Origin of the sequence: Rariglobus hedericola (assembly GCF_007559335.1) — a bacterium.
Lineage (GTDB): Bacteria > Verrucomicrobiota > Verrucomicrobiia > Opitutales > Opitutaceae > Rariglobus > Rariglobus hedericola.
This window is the reverse complement of sequence record NZ_VMBG01000001.1, coordinates 635,211-651,574: the sequence shown is the minus strand read 5'-3', so window position 1 is coordinate 651,574 and position 16,364 is coordinate 635,211. Positions and strand designations below refer to the sequence as shown.

18 protein-coding genes are annotated in these 16,364 nt (G+C 60.2%); 15 read left to right on the top strand and 3 right to left on the bottom strand.

What is annotated here, in order from left to right; all coding sequences use genetic code 11:
* Window positions 1-15: 15 nt before the first annotated feature.
* The 3 genes from FPL22_RS03035 to FPL22_RS03025 are packed head-to-tail and all read left to right on the top strand — an operon-like array spanning window position 16 to window position 3,045.
* Window positions 16-1,260, top strand: a complete 1,245-nt coding sequence (locus FPL22_RS03035; protein WP_144228637.1) for a beta-ketoacyl-[acyl-carrier-protein] synthase family protein — start codon at window positions 16-18, stop codon at window positions 1,258-1,260.
* 22 nt (window positions 1,261-1,282) lie between these two features.
* The gene (locus FPL22_RS03030; RefSeq protein WP_144228636.1) at window positions 1,283-1,540 is read left to right on the top strand and encodes an acyl carrier protein; all 258 of its coding nucleotides are present in this window, start codon (window positions 1,283-1,285) and stop codon (window positions 1,538-1,540) included.
* 59 nt (window positions 1,541-1,599) lie between these two features.
* On the top strand, window positions 1,600-3,045 hold the full coding sequence (locus tag FPL22_RS03025; RefSeq protein ID WP_144228635.1) for a phytoene desaturase family protein: 1,446 nt from the start codon (window positions 1,600-1,602) through the stop codon (window positions 3,043-3,045).
* Between the two features lie 13 nt (window positions 3,046-3,058).
* On the opposite strand, the gene FPL22_RS03020 is transcribed toward FPL22_RS03025, so the two are convergent.
* Together FPL22_RS03020 and FPL22_RS03015 are read right to left on the bottom strand one after the other, a co-directional pair.
* Window positions 3,059-4,252, bottom strand: coding sequence for a type II toxin-antitoxin system HipA family toxin (locus FPL22_RS03020; RefSeq protein ID WP_144228634.1), 1,194 nt, complete (start codon window positions 4,250-4,252; stop codon window positions 3,059-3,061).
* Entirely contained in the window at window positions 4,249-4,440 is a 192-nt protein-coding gene (locus FPL22_RS03015) for a hypothetical protein (protein WP_144228633.1), read from the bottom strand. The genes FPL22_RS03020 and FPL22_RS03015 overlap by 4 nt, the downstream gene beginning before the upstream one ends.
* A gap of 247 nt (window positions 4,441-4,687) precedes the next feature.
* On the opposite strand from FPL22_RS03015, the gene tsaA reads away from it, so the two are divergent.
* Window positions 4,688-5,377: a tRNA (N6-threonylcarbamoyladenosine(37)-N6)-methyltransferase TrmO gene (tsaA, locus tag FPL22_RS03010; RefSeq protein ID WP_144228632.1), complete on the top strand. Its 690-nt coding sequence runs from the start codon at window positions 4,688-4,690 to the stop codon at window positions 5,375-5,377.
* On the opposite strand, the gene trhO is transcribed toward tsaA, so the two are convergent.
* Window positions 5,358-6,194, bottom strand: coding sequence for an oxygen-dependent tRNA uridine(34) hydroxylase TrhO (gene trhO, locus FPL22_RS03005; RefSeq protein ID WP_144228631.1), 837 nt, complete (start codon window positions 6,192-6,194; stop codon window positions 5,358-5,360). The genes tsaA and trhO overlap by 20 nt on opposite strands.
* 112 nt (window positions 6,195-6,306) lie before the next feature.
* On the opposite strand from trhO, the gene FPL22_RS03000 reads away from it, so the two are divergent.
* The 11 genes from FPL22_RS03000 to FPL22_RS02950 all read left to right on the top strand — a co-directional run bounded on the left by FPL22_RS03000 (window position 6,307) and on the right by FPL22_RS02950 (window position 16,349).
* The gene (locus FPL22_RS03000) at window positions 6,307-6,711 is read left to right on the top strand and encodes an Ohr family peroxiredoxin (protein ID WP_144228630.1); all 405 of its coding nucleotides are present in this window, start codon (window positions 6,307-6,309) and stop codon (window positions 6,709-6,711) included.
* A 98-nt stretch (window positions 6,712-6,809) separates the two neighbouring features.
* Window positions 6,810-7,706 (top strand): DMT family transporter, encoded by an 897-nt coding sequence (locus tag FPL22_RS02995; RefSeq protein WP_144228629.1) that lies wholly within the window; start codon window positions 6,810-6,812, stop codon window positions 7,704-7,706.
* 51 nt (window positions 7,707-7,757) lie between these two features.
* Window positions 7,758-9,206, top strand: coding sequence for a phytoene desaturase family protein (locus tag FPL22_RS02990; RefSeq protein WP_144228628.1), 1,449 nt, complete (start codon window positions 7,758-7,760; stop codon window positions 9,204-9,206).
* An 80-nt stretch (window positions 9,207-9,286) separates the two neighbouring features.
* A complete protein-coding gene (locus FPL22_RS02985; protein WP_203235142.1) occupies window positions 9,287-9,784 on the top strand; it encodes a redoxin domain-containing protein in 498 nt (165 codons plus the stop codon).
* Between the two features lie 127 nt (window positions 9,785-9,911).
* On the top strand, window positions 9,912-11,267 hold the full coding sequence (locus FPL22_RS02980; RefSeq protein WP_144228626.1) for a DEAD/DEAH box helicase: 1,356 nt from the start codon (window positions 9,912-9,914) through the stop codon (window positions 11,265-11,267).
* Window positions 11,268-11,330: 63 nt separating this feature from the next.
* A complete protein-coding gene (locus FPL22_RS02975) occupies window positions 11,331-12,239 on the top strand; it encodes a glycosyltransferase family 61 protein (protein ID WP_144228625.1) in 909 nt (302 codons plus the stop codon).
* 56 nt (window positions 12,240-12,295) lie between these two features.
* Window positions 12,296-13,096 (top strand): hypothetical protein, encoded by an 801-nt coding sequence (locus tag FPL22_RS02970; RefSeq protein ID WP_144228624.1) that lies wholly within the window; start codon window positions 12,296-12,298, stop codon window positions 13,094-13,096.
* A 61-nt stretch (window positions 13,097-13,157) separates the two neighbouring features.
* Window positions 13,158-13,622 (top strand): 3-hydroxyacyl-ACP dehydratase FabZ family protein, encoded by a 465-nt coding sequence (locus FPL22_RS02965; protein ID WP_144228623.1) that lies wholly within the window; start codon window positions 13,158-13,160, stop codon window positions 13,620-13,622.
* Window positions 13,619-14,437 carry an enoyl-ACP reductase FabI gene (locus FPL22_RS02960; RefSeq protein ID WP_144228622.1) on the top strand — a complete coding sequence of 273 codons (819 nt, stop codon included), beginning with the start codon at window positions 13,619-13,621 and terminating at the stop codon, window positions 14,435-14,437. The genes FPL22_RS02965 and FPL22_RS02960 overlap by 4 nt, the downstream gene beginning before the upstream one ends.
* Window positions 14,437-15,477, top strand: coding sequence for a 3-oxoacyl-ACP synthase III (locus tag FPL22_RS02955; RefSeq protein WP_144228621.1), 1,041 nt, complete (start codon window positions 14,437-14,439; stop codon window positions 15,475-15,477). Before FPL22_RS02960 ends, FPL22_RS02955 begins: the two co-directional genes overlap by 1 nt.
* Window positions 15,471-16,349, top strand: a complete 879-nt coding sequence (locus FPL22_RS02950; RefSeq protein WP_144228620.1) for an alpha/beta fold hydrolase — start codon at window positions 15,471-15,473, stop codon at window positions 16,347-16,349. The genes FPL22_RS02955 and FPL22_RS02950 overlap by 7 nt, the downstream gene beginning before the upstream one ends.
* The last annotated feature ends 15 nt before the right edge of the window (window positions 16,350-16,364 follow it).

Genomic DNA, 16,364 nt, shown 5'->3' with positions numbered 1-16,364 from the left:
CGGTTTTTCCTGCTCATGTCGTTTAAATCCCCGCGCATCGTCATCACCGGAGTCGGTCTCACCGCCCCCAATGGCAACACGTTGTCCGAATTCCGCCAAAATCTCCTTAACGGGGTAGGCGGCATCGAAAAAAAGGAGATTCGCTACATGGGCGAATTGCTCGCCGGCGTCTGCCATTACGACGCCCTTAAATACCAGACGAAGAAAGAACTTCGCGTGGGCACCCGCGCCGGCTCCATCTCGATCTACTGCGCCCGCGAGGCTGTTACGGACAGCAAAATCGACTTCGCCAATTTCCCCAAAGATCGCATCGGCATCTACGTCGGCACCACCGAGCACGGTAACGTCGAGACCGAGAACGAAATCTACGCCATTTCGAAGTTTAACTACGACACGAAGTATTGGTCGCACTACCACAACCCGCGCACGGTTTCCAACAACCCCGCCGGTGAAGTCTCGCTCAATCTCGGCATCACCGGTCCCGCCTACACGATCGGCGCCGCCTGTGCCGCCGGTAACATGGGCCTCATCCACGCCGCGCAAATGCTTCGTCTCGGCGAAGTGGATCTCGCGATCTGCGGCGGCGTCAGCGAATCGATCCACACCTTTGGCATCTACGCCGGTTTCAAATCCCAGAACGCCCTCGCGACGCACCCCGACCCGCTGAAGGCGTCGCGTCCGTTCGACAAGGCCCGCAACGGCATCGTCATCTCCGAGGGCGGCGCGCTCTACACGCTCGAACGTCTCGACGACGCCCTTGCACGCGGCGCCAAAATCTACGGCGAAATCGGCGGTTACTGCGTGAACTCCGACGCTTCCGACTACGTGTTGCCGAACCCCGGCCGCCAGGCCGAGTGCGTGCGCAAAGCCCTGACCAACGCAGGCCTGAACGCGCACGACATCCACATCGTCAACACCCACGCGACCGCCACGCCGATGGGCGACATCCAGGAGTGCGAAGCGATCCGCGCCGTCTTCGGCGAGAATTGCCCCGACACCTACATCAACAACACGAAGAGCTACATTGGCCACTGTATGGGCGCGGCCGGCGCGTTGGAGTTGGCGGGCAACCTGCCGTCGTTTGACGATCTGATTGTCCACCCGACGATCAACGTCGATGACCTCGATCCGCAGTGCGCGTTGCCAGGTCTGGTGATTAATCACCCGAAAAAGGTCGGTAAAGTTGACGCCATCCTGAACAACTCATTCGGTATGCTCGGCATAAATTCCACGTTGATTGTGAAACGCTACGTGGCGTAATCTTGCCCCTTACATTCTCAAAATGACGAAAGACGAAACCAAACAAGCGGTCCTCGAAATCATCGCCGACATCGCGCCGGACGAAGATATCTCCAATCTGAAATCCGACGTTCGCCTCCGCGACCAGATGCAATTGGATTCAATGGACTTCCTCGACATCGTCATGGAGCTCCGCAAGCGCCACAACATCGAGGTGCCCGAGGCCGATTATCCGCAGCTCGCTTCGCTCGATAGCTGCGCCGATTACCTCACGCCAAAGTTCACCGCGCTCGGCAAGTAAGCCGGCCCGACTTCGATTCCACAGGGCCTGACCTCGCGTCAGGCCTTTTTTGTAGCCGCATGAACACCTCCACCCACTACGACGTCGCCATCATCGGAGCTGGCATGTCCGGCCTCGCCGCCGGCATCCGTCTCGCACACTTCGGCAAGAAGGTGTGCATCTTCGAACGGCACAACGTTACGGGTGGACTCAACAGTTTTTACAGCATCGACGGGCGCAAATACGACGTGGGCCTACACGCGATGACCAACTTCGTGCGCGCCGGCGTCAAAGGCACGCCGCTCACCAAGCTCCTTCGCCAGCTGCGCATCGAGCGCGACGAGTTTGCCCTCTGCGAACAAAAGCGTTCGCGCGTCGCGTTCGGCCCGCGTGGCGAAGTGTCGCTTACATTCACCAACGATTTCACTGTTTTTGAAAGCGAAGTCGCCCGCCAGTTTCCCGCGCAGATCGACGGCTTCCGGCGCCTCGTCGCGCTCATTCGCACCTACGATGACGTCTCGCTCGGCGCGTTGCCTGAGTCAGCTCGCACCGTGATTCGTCGCCACGTGACGGATCCGCTGCTCGAAGACATGCTGTTCTGCCCGGTCATGTATTACGGCAGCGCGACCGAGCACGATATGGAGTTCGGCCAGTTCGTGATCATGTTCAAGGCACTCTTCTTGGAAGGCTTTGCCCGTCCGCTCGATGGAGTGCGCGTGATCCTGCGCGTGCTCCTCGATAAATACCGCGCCGCCGGCGGCGAGCGGCGCATGAAGTGTGGCGTCCAAAAGATCATCACGCGCGACGGCTACGCGAGTGCGTTGCTCCTTGATGACGGCACCGAGGTCACCGCCACGCATGTCATCAGCACGGTCGGCGCGCCGGAGACTGAAGCGCTGTTGAACTCTCAACTCTCATCTCTCAACTCCCAACTTTCCGCACCGACCGGCGCGCTCAGCTACACGGAGACGATCACGGTCCTGGATCGTGAGCCGTCTGCGCTAGGCTGGGGGGACGACACCATCGTTTTCTTCAACGACTCGGAGAAATTCACCTACGCCCGCAGCGAGGCGCAGGTTGATACGCGCAGCGGCGTCATCTGTATGCCGAACAACTTCGACTTCGGGCCCGATACGCATCTACCTGAAGGGCTTTTCCGGTGCACCTGTCTAGCGAGCTACGACCAGTGGGTGAACCTGCCGGAAGACCAATACCTCGCGGACAAAGCCCGCTGGTATGCCGAAATCCAGAAGAGCGCGCAGCGTTTCCTTCCGGCGTTGCCAACACCTGACGCGCTGGCGAAAGCCACGCTGGCGACCGACATGTTTACGCCGCGCACGATCATCAAATACACGGGCCGTCTCGGAGGCGCGATCTACGGTTCGCCGCAAAAAATCCGCGACGGCCGCACTGCGATCGACAACCTCTACATCGCAGGAACAGACCAGGGTTTCCTTGGAATTATCGGCGCGATGCTCAGCGGCATCTCGATGGCGAACTTCCACATCCTCGCAGGAGGGAAGTAAACGATTTCCGCGGCTACCAAGCCGCTTCAATCTCAGCGGCGGTTAGCGTGGGCACACCGGCGTCATTCGCAAATGCCCGCCACTTCGCCAAGGCTGCGCGCACCTCGTCGATAATCCGGGCCGCTTCCTTCGCATCCAGAGATTCCGACGCCGCGAGTTTCTTCAGGTGCTCCAGTCCCGCGCGTCGGCGTTCGCCGCACACGGCCATGCCGCGTTCGGGCATTTGTTGAGCGCTCGTAAACGTGAGGTCATAAGCAGGCCCGAGAGTCCACGCGCGGTTACGATAAATAAAACCGTGGTTCTTCGCGTGGTCATCGCGATTGCCGGCGAGCACGTTGAACACGGCCCGACGATAGGCGCGCCAGACTTCACGTTCATCCTTGGTGAGACGGCGCGTGGCGCGTAGCAGCGTCTGATAATCCAGATCGCCGCCGCCCGCATGCAGCAAACTACCGAGCGTGTGGTGATGCAGACGCTCCGCACCTTCGCGGTCGAAACGCTTCACCGCAAAGTGACGACGCACGCCGTCCGCGTGTTTTGTCTCCAGTAAACGCGTCTCTGGGAAATCCACGCCCGCCGCACGCGCCATGCGCGCATAAGCTTCTTCCAGCGGCCCCGCCGTGCCATCGCGTGTCGTGTCGAATTTGACGATCCATGACGAATAGCCATCCGCCACCACCGCGGCGGCCTGCGCCGGACCGGTGCCCGAATCGGGCAAATTGAGCAACGCCTTGGGGCGCGCACCGCCGGCCGATGAACCGATTTGCGCGAGCACATCCAGATCGATCTCGCCGCTTTTTTCCGCCTCGGCCGCGGCGGTGTAGAGATCGGGCAGGGTGACTTCGCCGGGCGCAGACACGTCGAGCTCCGGCGTGTAATCGAGCGCGCCCATCGCGCGTTGACCGACGTAGGCCAGCATCATGAGCGGAGTCACCGCATGCTCCGGCGTGCCGCGTTCACGGAACCATGCGGTCATCACGCGACGGCCCCAATGATCGGGTAGCGAGTCTTCAAACAAACCGTGCAAACGCATCGTCGGCACCGCCGTATCGCGCGCCTTCACACCCGAACTCAGCGACAGGTGAAACGGCGACAGCTCGTGTCCGCTTGCGATGAACTCTGCCGCGTATTCAAAAAAAATCCCTCCACGCGCGACCGCGAGTTCACCGACCTTGATCCCTTGATAATTCACCGTGACCCGACTCATGACGTTTTCCTCCGTCCGCGTTTTCGTTCCGGCTGCGTGAGGTCATCGAGAGACACACCTGCGAGATCCTGGCCGCGACCGATCTGGTCAAACGCCTCCAGCCAATCGAGGACTTCAAACACCTTTAGCAACCGCGCCACAGCGATGCGTCCGGTGCGCTCAAACAACACATAGGTAGGTGTCTTCATGCCGGCCCGAAGAGCCATTTCGTCTTGAGTCCACCCGCGTTGCAACCGGTGCTCCCGCACGCGAATAGCCAGATCTTTGGCTACTTCTTGTGTGGATTTAAGCGATAACATATAATTAATAAACCTATATAAACTCGGTTTATCAATAATATAGTATCGATAAATACGGCCCGTGCATTCCATCGGCCAAGGCTTATCAAAGCTGGTCATGTGCTGGCACGACTGCACGCTCGATCCAATCAACGACATGTCCGCCCTCCTTTCACTGCGTCCCGTCGCAACCCTGCGCACACCTTTTGCTGAAAAATTCGGCGTGCCGCGGCAGAGCGGATTTATCCCGGAAGCCGAGGGCCGCGTGGAATTCCTCCCTGAGTTTTCCGCGCCGGATTTCGTGCGTGGACTGACTGCGTTTTCTCACATCTGGCTGGTGACGGGGTTTCATCAAAACCCACCCTGGACAGGTGCCGCAACCGTGCGTCCGCCCCGGCTCGGCGGTAACGAGCGGGTAGGGGTGTTCGCTTCGCGCGCACCCAATCGCCCCAATGGACTTGGCTTGTCTCTCGTGCGGCTGCTGGCGATCGAAGACGGTGTATTGCGCGTCGCCGGTATCGACGCGGTGGAGGGCACGCCGGTTTACGACATCAAGCCTTACCTGCCGTGGTGCGAAGCGCGCACCGAGGCGACTTCGGACTGGTCGCAAAGCACACCGTTTGCCCGCGAGGAAACCGCCGTGCAACTTACGCCCGAGATTGCCGCGTTACTCGGAGAGACGACGGTGCGACTGGTTCGCCAGGTTCTGCGTCTCGACTTGCAACCCGCCTACCAAGACGAGCCCGAACGCATCTACGGGATGGCGCTTGCCGGTTGGAATATCAGCTGGCGCGCATTGCCGGACAACGCCGTCGAAGTCATTTCAGTTACGCGCCTGCCGTCTTAAAACAATACGGGCAGGATTTCTCGTAAACGTAGCGCTCGTCGCGTTGCTCTGCGAGGGTCAGTGGCATCTGGCATACCCAGCACAACGCGGAGCCGGTTGGTTTTAGGTCGGCATTCACGCCCACGCGACGGTCAAACACGAAACATTCGCCTTCGTAATGTGCGCCGCCGCACTCCTCGAAATATTTGAGAATCCCGCCGTCGAGCTGGAATACGTTTTCAAACCCCTCGCGCATCATGAGCGGACCGGCCTTCTCGCAGCGGATTCCGCCCGTGCAAAACATCACGATCGGTTGCGTTTTTAATTCCTCGGGCAACTTGCTCACCGCGTCGGGAAACGCGCGAAAGGTGTTGATGCGGGGATCGATCGCACCGGTGAACGTGCCGAGGCGCACTTCGTAGTCGTTGCGCGTGTCGAGCAGCGTGATCTTGCGGCCTTCGTCGAGCCACTGCTTCAGAGTCTTCGGGGAAAGTTTCGGGGCCGGTTTGCGCGCCGGATCGATGCCTTCAAGACCAAAGGATATGATCTCTTTTTTGATCTTCACCAGCATCCGGTTGAACGGCTGGTCGCCGCTGAAACTTTCCTTGGGCGTGAGATCGTCCAGACCGCGCAGTGTGCGGATCTCGGCGAGGAGCGCGTTCACGTTGTCCGTCGGGCCGGCAACGAAGAGATTGATGCCTTCCGTGCTCAGCAAGATCGTGCCTTTTAATCCCTGGGCGATGCTCACCTCGAGGAGCCGGTCGCGGATGGCCGGGAGTTCGTCGCTCTCGAACGGCGTGAACTTGTAGCTGGAAATGTTGAGAAAGGCCGAAGACATGGCTGGGTGCACTGTGAAGGCCTCGCCGAGGTTTCGCCAAGCGCGGATATTTGCACCGGTTTTGTATGAATGAATCCGGAACGCTCAGCCTTGCGTAGGGACTAACCGCAGCATGAGCACCCTTCCTCCCATCGCAGAAACGATCTCCCAAGGCGGCCGCACCGGTTCCGTCGAAACCGCCCAAGAAGGCTTTAATCTCCATTTTAAGGCTCCTTCGGCCGAAAACTCCCAAGGCCTTACTCCTGAGCATCTGTTCGGTGCAGCTTGGGCGGCCTGTTTCAACGGCGCGGTCAAATACATCGCCAAGGAGTCGGGCCATGCGGACGACGGCATCACCGTGACCGCGCATGTGCAGCTGCATCCGGAAGGACCGCAGCCGTTCTCTGTCGAGTTGTTGGTGAGCATTCCCGGTCTCGACGAACACAAGGCCGAGCATGTCGTGGCCAAGGCTCATGCGATGTGCGCCTACTCGAAGGCGACCAAGGGCAACGTCTCGGTGAAGATCACCCTCGATTGAGGTGTCCCGCGCAGGACGCGCCCGATGGAGGCCGAGGCACCCGTCGGTTGACGTGACGCTTGCGTGAGGTTCACGACGCAGGCAGTCCTGAGGGTTTTATGCCCTGGATTGCCGCCAGTTTATTGTCCGCCTTCTTCCTCGGGTTTTACGACCTGAGCACGAAGCATGCGGTGCGCGATAATGCCGTGCTGCCGGTGCTGTTTTTTGCCAACGTATGCAGCACGGCGGTCTGGCTCCTGTTGCTCGCCCTAGACAACTCCGCGCTGGTGGCGCTGCCGGTGGCATTGCAAGTCGATGCGTTGACCGGCACGCAACACCTGCAACTACTGCTCAAATCCACCATCGTTGCGGCGTCCTGGCTGTGCAGTTATTTCGCTCTCAAGAGCCTGCCGCTTTCCATCGCTGCGCCCATCCGCTCGACCGGTCCCATGTGGACGCTCTTTGGTGCGCTGCTCGTCCTCGGTGAGCGTCCGAACTGGATCGAGATGCTGGGCGTGGGGATCACCCTCGCGTCCTTCGTCGGCTTGTCACTCGCCGGTGCCCGCGAAGGCATTCACTTCCATAAAAACAAAGCGATCGCCTGGCTCCTTGCCGGGACTTTGCTCGGCGCGGTCAGTGGACTCTACGATAAGTTCCTCATGGCGCATGCCGGCTTTCGAGCCGGGACCGTGCAGTGTTGGTTTTCGATCTACCTCGCGCTCATTTTTCTGCCGCTCGTCATCGGATGGAAACTGCGCTGGTGGCCGCGCAACACGTTCCAATGGCGCTGGACGATTCTCGGTATTTCGTTCGCCCTGCTGATTGCCGACTTCCTTTATTTCGACGCCCTCCGCAACCCCGAGGCCCTGGTCTCGCTTGTCTCCAGTTTGCGCCGAGGCAGCACCTTGGTGGCGTTTGCGGGCAGCCTGTGGCTCTTCAAAGAAGCCAACGGACGCCAAAAGATCATCCCGGTCCTCGGCATCCTGACCGGCATCGTGCTGACGGTGGTTGGATAAAACCCCCTTGCGCCCGTCCGCCGCGCGCCTTCACTCGTTTCCTTTACCCGCATGGCTTACGACTGGCTCAAAGGTGTTGCAGATGAATACGACGTCATCGTCATTGGCTCCGGCCTTGGCGGCATGACTGGCGCGAACGTGCTCGCGAAGGCCGGACACAAGGTCCTCCTCCTTGAACACCACTACCAGTTCGGAGGCCTCGCCACGTGGTTCACCCGCAAGGGCGGTCACATCTTCGACATCTCCCTGCACGGTTTCCCGAGCGGCATGATCAAGAGCTGCCGCCGTTACTGGACCAAGGAAATCGCCGACTCCATTCACCAACTCAAGGACGTGCGGTTCGTGAACCCGCAGATGGACGTGTGGACCACCTTCACCCGCGAGGATTACACCCGCGTGCTCGTCGAGCAGTTCAAACTTCCTTTGGCCCAGGTCGAATCGTTCTACGACCATCTGCGGGCGATGAACTACTACGATAACAATACCGAGACCACCGGGCAGATGTTCAACCGGTTCTTCCCCGGCCGTCCCGATGTGCACCGCCTGCTGATGGAGCCGATCTCCTACGCCAACGGTTCCAACTTCGATGATCCCGCGATCACCTTCGGCATCGTGTTCTCCAATTTCATGGGTGCGGGCGTGTTCACGTTCCAAGGAGGCTCCGACGTGCTCATTGAAAAAATGGCCGACGAGCTCCGTAAAAACGGCGTCGAGCTTCGCAAAAAAGTCCTCGTCGATAAAATCCTCATCGAAGAGCGTGACGGTAAAAAAGTGGCCTGCGGTATCGTCGCCAAGAGCGGCCGCGTCATCCGCGCCAAGGCGATTCTTTCCAACGCCAACATCAAGAACACCATCTTCCGCCTCGCCGGCGAAGAGAACTTCCCAGCCGATTTCATCGAGCAGGCCAAGGCCGTGCGCATCAACACCAGCTCGTGTCAGGTCTATCTCGGCATCCGCAAGGGCGAGTCAATCCCGCACATCGGCGACCTCGTGTTCACCTCGGAAGCGCCGGCTTACAGCAACGAGGAACTCACTTCCATCAACACGACGAGCCGCACGTTCTCGGTGTATTATCCCGACACGCGCCCCGGCTCGGACCGCTACACCGTGGTCGCGTCCCTAAACGGCCGTTACCCCGACTGGAATTCGCTTTCGGAGGAAGACTACGAAAAGGAAAAAGAACGCATGATCGAAGAGAGCATCGTGGCTCTCGAAAAATACATCCCGGATGTGCGCGCCAAAATCGATTGGAAGGAGGCGGCCACACCACGCACCATCGAGCGATATACGACTCATTTCCAAGGCACCTCATTCGGCACGAAGTTTGAAGGCCTGCCGGTCTCGATGAATTTGTCCGAAAAGCTCCCCGGCCTCTTCCACGCCGGCAGCGTCGGCATCATCATGTCGGGCTGGTTGGGCACCATTAATTACGGCGTGATCACCTCCAACAAGATCGACAAATACCTCTTCGCATTGAAACAGCAGGCGTCCGTTGCCTGATCCCGTCCGTTATTTCGTTACCCACTAAAATGAAACTCCTGCTCCTTCTGACCGCTCTCTTTACCGCTTCCGTCACCACCATGCACGCCGCCGAATCCGTTTTCGATATCACCGTCAAAGACATCAAGGGCACCGACGTCTCCCTCGACGCCTACCGCGGCAAGGTGTTGCTCATCGTCAACGTCGCGTCGAAGTGCGGCTACACGAAGCAATACACCGGCCTCGAGGCGCTTTACGCCACCTACAAGGAGCGCGGCCTCGTCGTTCTCGGTTTCCCCTGCAACCAGTTCGGCGGACAAGAGCCGGGCACCGAGGAAGAAATCGCCGCGTTTTGCTCCACGAAGTTCGATGTGAAGTTCCCGCTGTTTTCGAAGCTCGAGGTCAACGGTTCCGGTCGTGCGCCGCTCTATACGTTCTTGTCCGGCGAAGGTTCGAAATTCCCCGGTAAGATCGGCTGGAATTTCAACAAGTTCCTCGTCGGTCGCGACGGCCAGGTGATCGCCCGCTACGAGTCGAAGGTTGCACCCGAATCCACCGAGTTGATCGCCGCCGTCGAGGCTGCGTTGGCGCCGAAGTAAGAATTCGGAATTTTGGACAGGATGGACGGGCTATAAGGCAGGATGAATTCATCCCAGATTGTATCCTGTTAATCCTGTCAAAAATTCCGACGTTCCCTTCCTCACGGACTACGCGCATCTCTGAGCCATGTCGTTTTCCTCCCTCGGGCTGTCCGCGCCGATCCTGCAAGCTCTGACCGAGCGTGGCTACCTCGCGCCGACCCCCATTCAGTCCGCCGCGATTCCGCCCATCTTGCGCGGCGGCGATGTGTGGGCTTCGGCGCAAACCGGTTCGGGCAAGACTGCGGCGTTTGTCCTGCCGATCATCGAGCGTTTGGTGACGGACGGCCCGCGTGGTCGCGGCCGTTACGTGCGCGCGCTCATTCTTGTGCCGACACGCGAACTCGCGGCGCAGATCGCGGGTGAAATCCAGGACTACAGCCAGCATCTTGCGCAGGATTCCGCGCTCAAAACACTCGTCGCCGTCGGCGGTGTTTCCATCAACCCGCAGATGATGGCCCTCGGCGGCGGTGCCGACATCATCGTGGCGACGCCCGGCCGCTTACTCGATCTGATCGATCACAACTCCGTGTCGCTGTCGCATGTCGGCACGTTGGTGCTGGACGAAGCCGACCGGCTCTTCGCACTCGGATTTGCGGATGAATTGAATCGCATCATCGCCCTGCTACCGGCACGCCGGCAGAGCCTGCTCTTTTCGGCGACATTTCCTCCGGCGGTCTGGAAACTTGCGGAGAACCTTCTCCTGAATCCGACACGCATCGAGATGCCGTCCGAGCCGGCCGATGCGCCGGACATCCAGCAACGCGCTTTCGAGGTCGATGTGCCGATGCGCACGCAACTCCTCCGTAATCTGATCGAGTTGAATGGCTGGACGCGCGTCCTCGTTTTCGTCGCCACCAAATACGCGACCGAGCACGTCGCCGAAAAACTGAATCGCTCCGGGATTCCCGCCGCCGCCCTTCATGGCGAGCAAAGCCAAGGCGCCCGCACCCAGGCACTCGCGGATTTCAAGGCAAGCAAGGTCCGCGTGCTCATCGCCACCGACCTCGCGTCGCGTGGCATCGATATCGCGAGCCTGCCCGTGGTCGTGAACTACGACCTGCCGCGTTCGCCGGACGACTACACGCACCGGATCGGACGGACCGGACGGGCAGGGGAGAGTGGGGTCGCCGTGAGCTTCATCAGCGCGGAGACCGACGCGCATTTTCGCGTGATCGAAAAGCGCAACAAACTCTCGATCGAGCGCGAGCAGCTCCCCGGACTCGAGCCCATGGAGACCATCGTGCCGGCCCCGGTGCAGACCGGTGGGATCAAGGGCGCGCGCAAGAGCAAGAAGGACAAACTTCGCGAAGCCGCCGGACTGCCTCCGACGGCACCTGCGCCGAAATCCGCCTCGGCGGAGAAGACCATTCGCCCCGGACAGGAAGAACCGAAAGAGTATTTCTCGTGGTCTCCGCGCACGCCGCCGGGACGGAAGCGTTGATACGTCGTGAGTGGTCGTCGGTCCCATTACCCGTCGCCGGTTTCATATGAAACGCTGGACGCGGTGCTGCCGCGTTTCGGCGCCGCGCGCGATGAACGCGGCGTCGTCGTGCTAGCGGGCGGACGGGTCTATGATGCGGGTATCGTGCTGACGCCGGACGGCGCGACAGTCGTCAGCGACCTGACGCGGAATTTTGGTTACCGCGGCGACGGGCGGCATTGGTTGCAGAACTACCGATGGATGGGGCCGCCGACGCCGGTGGAGGGACGGACTGCGGTGGTCGCGGTGAATTTGGGTAAAGGTTACGCGCACTGGTTGCTGGAGGAGTTTCCACGCTGGTTGAGCCTGCGTGCCGATGAGGCGGAGAACGTAATCGCGCATGACCGCGCGCCGTTCATCAGCGAAGTGTGCGCATTGGCCGGGTTTAAACAGCGGGTGGTTTCGGCGACACGGCACGGACATTGGGTGTGCGAGACGCTGGTGATTCCACCCGTGGTGACGATGGACGCGCGGACGGTGGAAACGGTGAGAGTATTTGCGTTTGGGCAACAACTGCCGGTGTCGGGCTTCGGTGAGAAACTCTACATCACGCGGGAAAACGCGACGCGACGGCGGGTGGGCAACGAAGGCGAATTGTGGGCGCAGCTAGAGCGGCGCGGGTTTGTGAAGTTGCAGTTGGAGGCGATGTCTTGGCGCGAGCAAGTGGCGGCGTTTGCGGCGGCGCGAGTCGTGGTGGCACCTCATGGCGCGGGGCTGGCGAATGTCGTTTTCTGCCGCGAAGGAACGCGCGTGGTGGAGTTTTTTAATCGGTCGTATGTGAACCCGTGTTTCGAGCACTGGGCGCGCGCGGCGCGATTGGATTATCGTGCGGTGGTTCCGGCAGGCGAGGGACCAGTCGGCAAGGAGCGTAATGCCAATCGCGAGGATATCATGGCCGATGTCGGCGGTATCCTGCGCGCGTTGGAGGGATGAATCTGAGGCAGATGTTTGTGGTTTTCACTTCGATGAAACCGTGCAAATTCTCAGCCATGCCCCACGTCCCTGTCATTGCGTTGATCGTCTTTTTTTGGGTCGGTTCGCTCGGAGCGCAAACCGTGTCCCGCTCTGAATTCGGCTCGGCCGAGGCGAGTAGCGCGGCGATGGTCGGCATTCTTTACGATTTGAAACAGGACCAGGCGCGTAAACCCATGAAGATGGACATTCCCGCCTATGGCCGGCTGGTCGATGAATTCATCGCGAGCAAGTGGGACGAAAGCGTGTTGAACCGGTATTTTCGCGCCGCCCGCCCACTTTACACGACGCAGGTGTTTATCCCGCTCATTTCAGCCAACGCCGCACCCAAGGCGTTTGGAGTGGACGGCATTGTGAAACCGATGTTCTGGCTTATTCACTACAAAGGCCAAATCTCTCCGCCCACCTCCGGACAGTGGCGTTTCTGGGGCTACGGCGAGGAAGTGTGCAGCGTGGCGATCAACGGGAAAAACGTGCTTCTGAGCAACTGGAAGGAAATCACCACGCCTTCCGTGAAATGGAAGTCGCCCGAGCCACCCGGCCAGCCTGCCGCCAGCGGCTACCTCAAGGCTGGCGACTGGATAGATCTCAAGGCCGGCGAAGTGGTGGACATCGATGTGCTCATCGGTGAGCGCGGCGGCGGCGTGTTTGCCTCCTATTTGCTCATCGAAAAACGGGGCGATCATTATGAAATGCTCAACGGCAAGCCCGTGCTCCCGGTTTTCCAATTGGCACCTTATGACACCCCGCAGCCGCAATCGGTGAAACAGGGTCCGGTGATCGCGACAAAGGGCCCGATTTGGAACGGCCTGCAATAGGGCAGGGGGGCTATTTCCAAACTTGCAGGAACGGGGCGGGAACGGTGTGGTTTACGTTCCCATGTCACAAGCTGTCACCGACCTCATCCCGCACCGTCCGCCTTTCCTGTTTGTTGACGATATCGTGTCCGAGACAGCCGACGGACTCGTTGCCCGCCGCACTTGGCGCGCCGAGGAAGATTTCTACAAGGGGCATTATCCGAATGCCCCGATCACGCCCGGCGTGTTGTTGTGTGAAGCGGTGTTTCAGACCGGCGCTCTTTTCATGGCCCGTCAGGCACAGGCCGCCGGCGCGAAACCGGGTGAAGGCGTGCCGCTTCTCGCCAAGATCTCCGACGTGCGCTTCCGCAACCCGGTTTACCCCGGCGACCAGATCGTCATCGAAGTGAAAAAAAAGGAAATGATGGGCGGTTTCACCATGATGAACGGTGCTGTTAAAAAAGCCGACGGCACGCGCGTGCTGACGGTTGATTTCGCCGTCGCCTGGAAGACCCCCGAGGGCCAGCAGCAGCAGGCGCAGCAATGAGCGATTTCCTCAATCTCACCGGCAAGACGATCCTCGTGATCGGCGTCGCCAACAAGAAAAGCGTCGCGTGGTTCACCGCGAAGACGCTGGAGGAGCAGGGCGCCACCGTTCTCTACAGCGTGCGTTCACCCGCCCGCAAAGCCTCGCTTGAAGCCACGCTCGCCGGAAAGCCGGTGTTCGTTTGCGATGTCGAGGCCGAGGGCTCTGCGGAGTTGCTCGCCGCCGAGATTCGCGCCGCCGGCTACGAGACGATCCACGGCATCGTTCACTCGATCGCTTTCGCCAACTACAGCGAGGGCTTCAAGCCCTTCCACGAGACCAAGCGCAAAGATTTTCTGCAGGCCACCGCGATCTCGGCTTTCTCGCTCGTCGAAGTCGCCAACGCCTTCAAGCCGTTGCTCGCAAAACACGCTTCGGTCGTGACCATCGGCATCTCGTCGCTGCTCGTGACGCCGGACAACTACGGCTACATGGGGCCGATCAAGGCGGCTCTCGATTCCGCATCACGTTTTCTCGCCAAATCCTTCAGCGATCACAGCGAGGTCCGCTTCAACGTCGTCGGCGCCGGGCCGCTCAAAACCAGTGCCTCGGCGGGCATCCCCGGATATTTGGAGAGCTATCTCTACGCGGAAAAACTCACCCTCCGTAAACGCAATCTCGCCACGCAGGAAGTCGCCAACACCGCGGTGTTCCTTCTCAGCGAACGCAGCAGCGGACTCAACGCAACCACGGTCACGGTGGATGCCGGCCTCGGCAGCAACTTCTTCGATAAGGAAATTGTGCGTCTGACGATGCGCATGGAAAACAAAGCCTGATGCGCTTCGCCCACACGTGCATCGAATCGCTGGCCGTCGCACTGCCTGACGAGATCATCACCACCACGCAGGTGGAGGAAACCCTGCGTCCGCTCTACGAACGCCTGAAGCTTCCCTTTGGCCGTCTCGAACTCATGACGGGCATTCGCGAGCGTCGCGTATGGCCGCAGGGCACGCGTCCGTCCGATGCCAGCGCGGCTGCCGGCAAGGCTGCGCTCGCCAAGTCCGGTCTGCGCGCCGAACAGGTTGAGCTCTTTATCCACAGCGCCGTCTGTCGCGACATGATGGAGCCCGCCACCGCGTCGTTCGCCCATCGCAAGATCGGACTTCCCACCACCGCGCAAATTTTTGACGTATCGAACGCCTGTCTTGGTTTCCTCAACGCTCTGACCGTTGCCGCCGGTATGATTGAAAGCGGTCAAATCAAATGCGCGCTCATTGTGTCCGGTGAGAACGGCGGGCCGCTCGTTCAGCAAACACTGAAGACCCTGCTGGAAGCACCACTCGATCGCAACGGCATCAAACCCTTCTTCGCCAATCTTACCATCGGCTCCGGTGCGGTTGGAGCAGTGGTCTGTCACGATTCACTGATCCCGAAAGGTGTGCGTCCGCACCGGCTGCTGGGCGGCATCGCGCGCGCCGCGACGGTTCATAGCGAACTCTGCCAGGGCGACAGCCACGGTGCCGAAGCGCTCGCGATGCAGACTGACAGCGAGGCTCTGCTCACCGCCGGCCTCACGCTCGCCCGCGAGACATGGGACGCGTTCACCGCCGAGACGGGTTATGATGCGGCGACGGCGGACCGCTTCATCTGCCATCAGGTGGGCAGCACGCACCGCCGCAAACTCTACGAGGCGCTCGGCCTCGATTTGACCAAGGATTTTTCCACGTTTGAAACCCTCGGCAACACCGGCTCGGTGGCGCTGCCCGCCACGCTCGCCAAGGCCGTCGAAGCCGGCGCGGTGGGCGAGGGAACCAAGGTTGCGCTGCTCGGCATCGGCAGCGGCCTCAACTGTCTGATGCTCGCACTCGAATGGTAACGATTCCTGATTGGCTCAAGCCGCTCTATCCTTTCACGCCGAAGTCCTTTGAGACGCCGCGCGGTGCCCGCATGAGCTATCTCGACGAAGGCGGCGAGAGCGAGGAGGCCGTGCTGATGCTGCACGGCAACCCGACTTGGTCGTTCTATTACCGCGAACTCGTGCAGGCCGTCTCGCCGACGATGCGCTGCATCGTTCCCGACCACATCGGCATGGGGCTTTCCGAAAAACCCGAGAATTATCCCTACACGCTCGAGGCGCGTATCGGAGATGTGGATGCACTGGTGACGCACTTGGGTGTTAAGCGTATTCACCTCGTGGTGCATGATTGGGGTGGTGCGATCGGCTTCGGTTACGCGGCGCGTTATCCGCAACGCATCGGAAAGCTGGTTGTTTTAAACACCGGGGCATTTCCTTCGCCGCACATTCCCCGTCGCATCGGCGTGTGCAAAACGAAGTTCCCTGGGACGGCGCTCGTTCGCGGCCTCAATGGCTTCGCCGGGCCGGCCGTGTGGATGTCCATGAACCGCCGGAAGCTGAGTTCAGACGAGAAGCGCGGTTTCCTGCTCCCTTACGACTCATGGGCGAATCGAGTGGCCGTCGACGCGTTCGTCAAAGACATCCCCATGGTTCCCTCGCACCCGACCTGGCGCACGCTCAGTGACACGGCTGCGGGCTTGAAACACTTTAAACAAAACCCGGCGCTGATCATTTGGGGCGGACGTGATTTCTGCTTCAATGATCACTTTTTCAACGAGTGGAAAAAACGTTTGCCGCAGGCCCAGACCTATTATCTGGAAGATGCCGGACACTATGTGCTCGCCGACGCCAACACCGAGGCGATCCCGCGCATCACCCAGTTTCTTCGTTAAACGAAAACCTTTCAC

Bases quoted from the DNA above. Each gene is read 5' to 3' on its own strand.
- FPL22_RS03035 (WP_144228637.1), top strand. From the start codon at position 16: ATGTCGTTTAAATCCCCGCGCATCGTCATCACCGGAGTCGGTCTCACC.
- FPL22_RS03030 (WP_144228636.1), top strand. From the start codon at position 1,283: ATGACGAAAGACGAAACCAAACAAGCGGTCCTCGAAATCATCGCCGAC.
- FPL22_RS02995 (WP_144228629.1), top strand. From the start codon at position 6,810: ATGCCCTGGATTGCCGCCAGTTTATTGTCCGCCTTCTTCCTCGGGTTT.
- FPL22_RS02980 (WP_144228626.1), top strand. From the start codon at position 9,912: ATGTCGTTTTCCTCCCTCGGGCTGTCCGCGCCGATCCTGCAAGCTCTG.
- FPL22_RS02985 (WP_203235142.1), top strand. From the start codon at position 9,287: ATGCACGCCGCCGAATCCGTTTTCGATATCACCGTCAAAGACATCAAG.
- FPL22_RS03020 (WP_144228634.1), bottom strand. From the start codon at position 4,252: ATGAGTCGGGTCACGGTGAATTATCAAGGGATCAAGGTCGGTGAACTC.
- FPL22_RS03015 (WP_144228633.1), bottom strand. From the start codon at position 4,440: ATGAAGACACCTACCTATGTGTTGTTTGAGCGCACCGGACGCATCGCT.
- FPL22_RS02950 (WP_144228620.1), top strand. From the start codon at position 15,471: ATGGTAACGATTCCTGATTGGCTCAAGCCGCTCTATCCTTTCACGCCG.
- FPL22_RS03000 (WP_144228630.1), top strand. From the start codon at position 6,307: ATGAGCACCCTTCCTCCCATCGCAGAAACGATCTCCCAAGGCGGCCGC.
- FPL22_RS03025 (WP_144228635.1), top strand. From the start codon at position 1,600: ATGAACACCTCCACCCACTACGACGTCGCCATCATCGGAGCTGGCATG.
- FPL22_RS02990 (WP_144228628.1), top strand. From the start codon at position 7,758: ATGGCTTACGACTGGCTCAAAGGTGTTGCAGATGAATACGACGTCATC.
- FPL22_RS02965 (WP_144228623.1), top strand. From the start codon at position 13,158: ATGTCACAAGCTGTCACCGACCTCATCCCGCACCGTCCGCCTTTCCTG.
- FPL22_RS02960 (WP_144228622.1), top strand. From the start codon at position 13,619: ATGAGCGATTTCCTCAATCTCACCGGCAAGACGATCCTCGTGATCGGC.
- tsaA (WP_144228632.1), top strand. From the start codon at position 4,688: ATGTCCGCCCTCCTTTCACTGCGTCCCGTCGCAACCCTGCGCACACCT.
- FPL22_RS02970 (WP_144228624.1), top strand. From the start codon at position 12,296: ATGCCCCACGTCCCTGTCATTGCGTTGATCGTCTTTTTTTGGGTCGGT.
- trhO (WP_144228631.1), bottom strand. From the start codon at position 6,194: ATGTCTTCGGCCTTTCTCAACATTTCCAGCTACAAGTTCACGCCGTTC.
- FPL22_RS02955 (WP_144228621.1), top strand. From the start codon at position 14,437: ATGCGCTTCGCCCACACGTGCATCGAATCGCTGGCCGTCGCACTGCCT.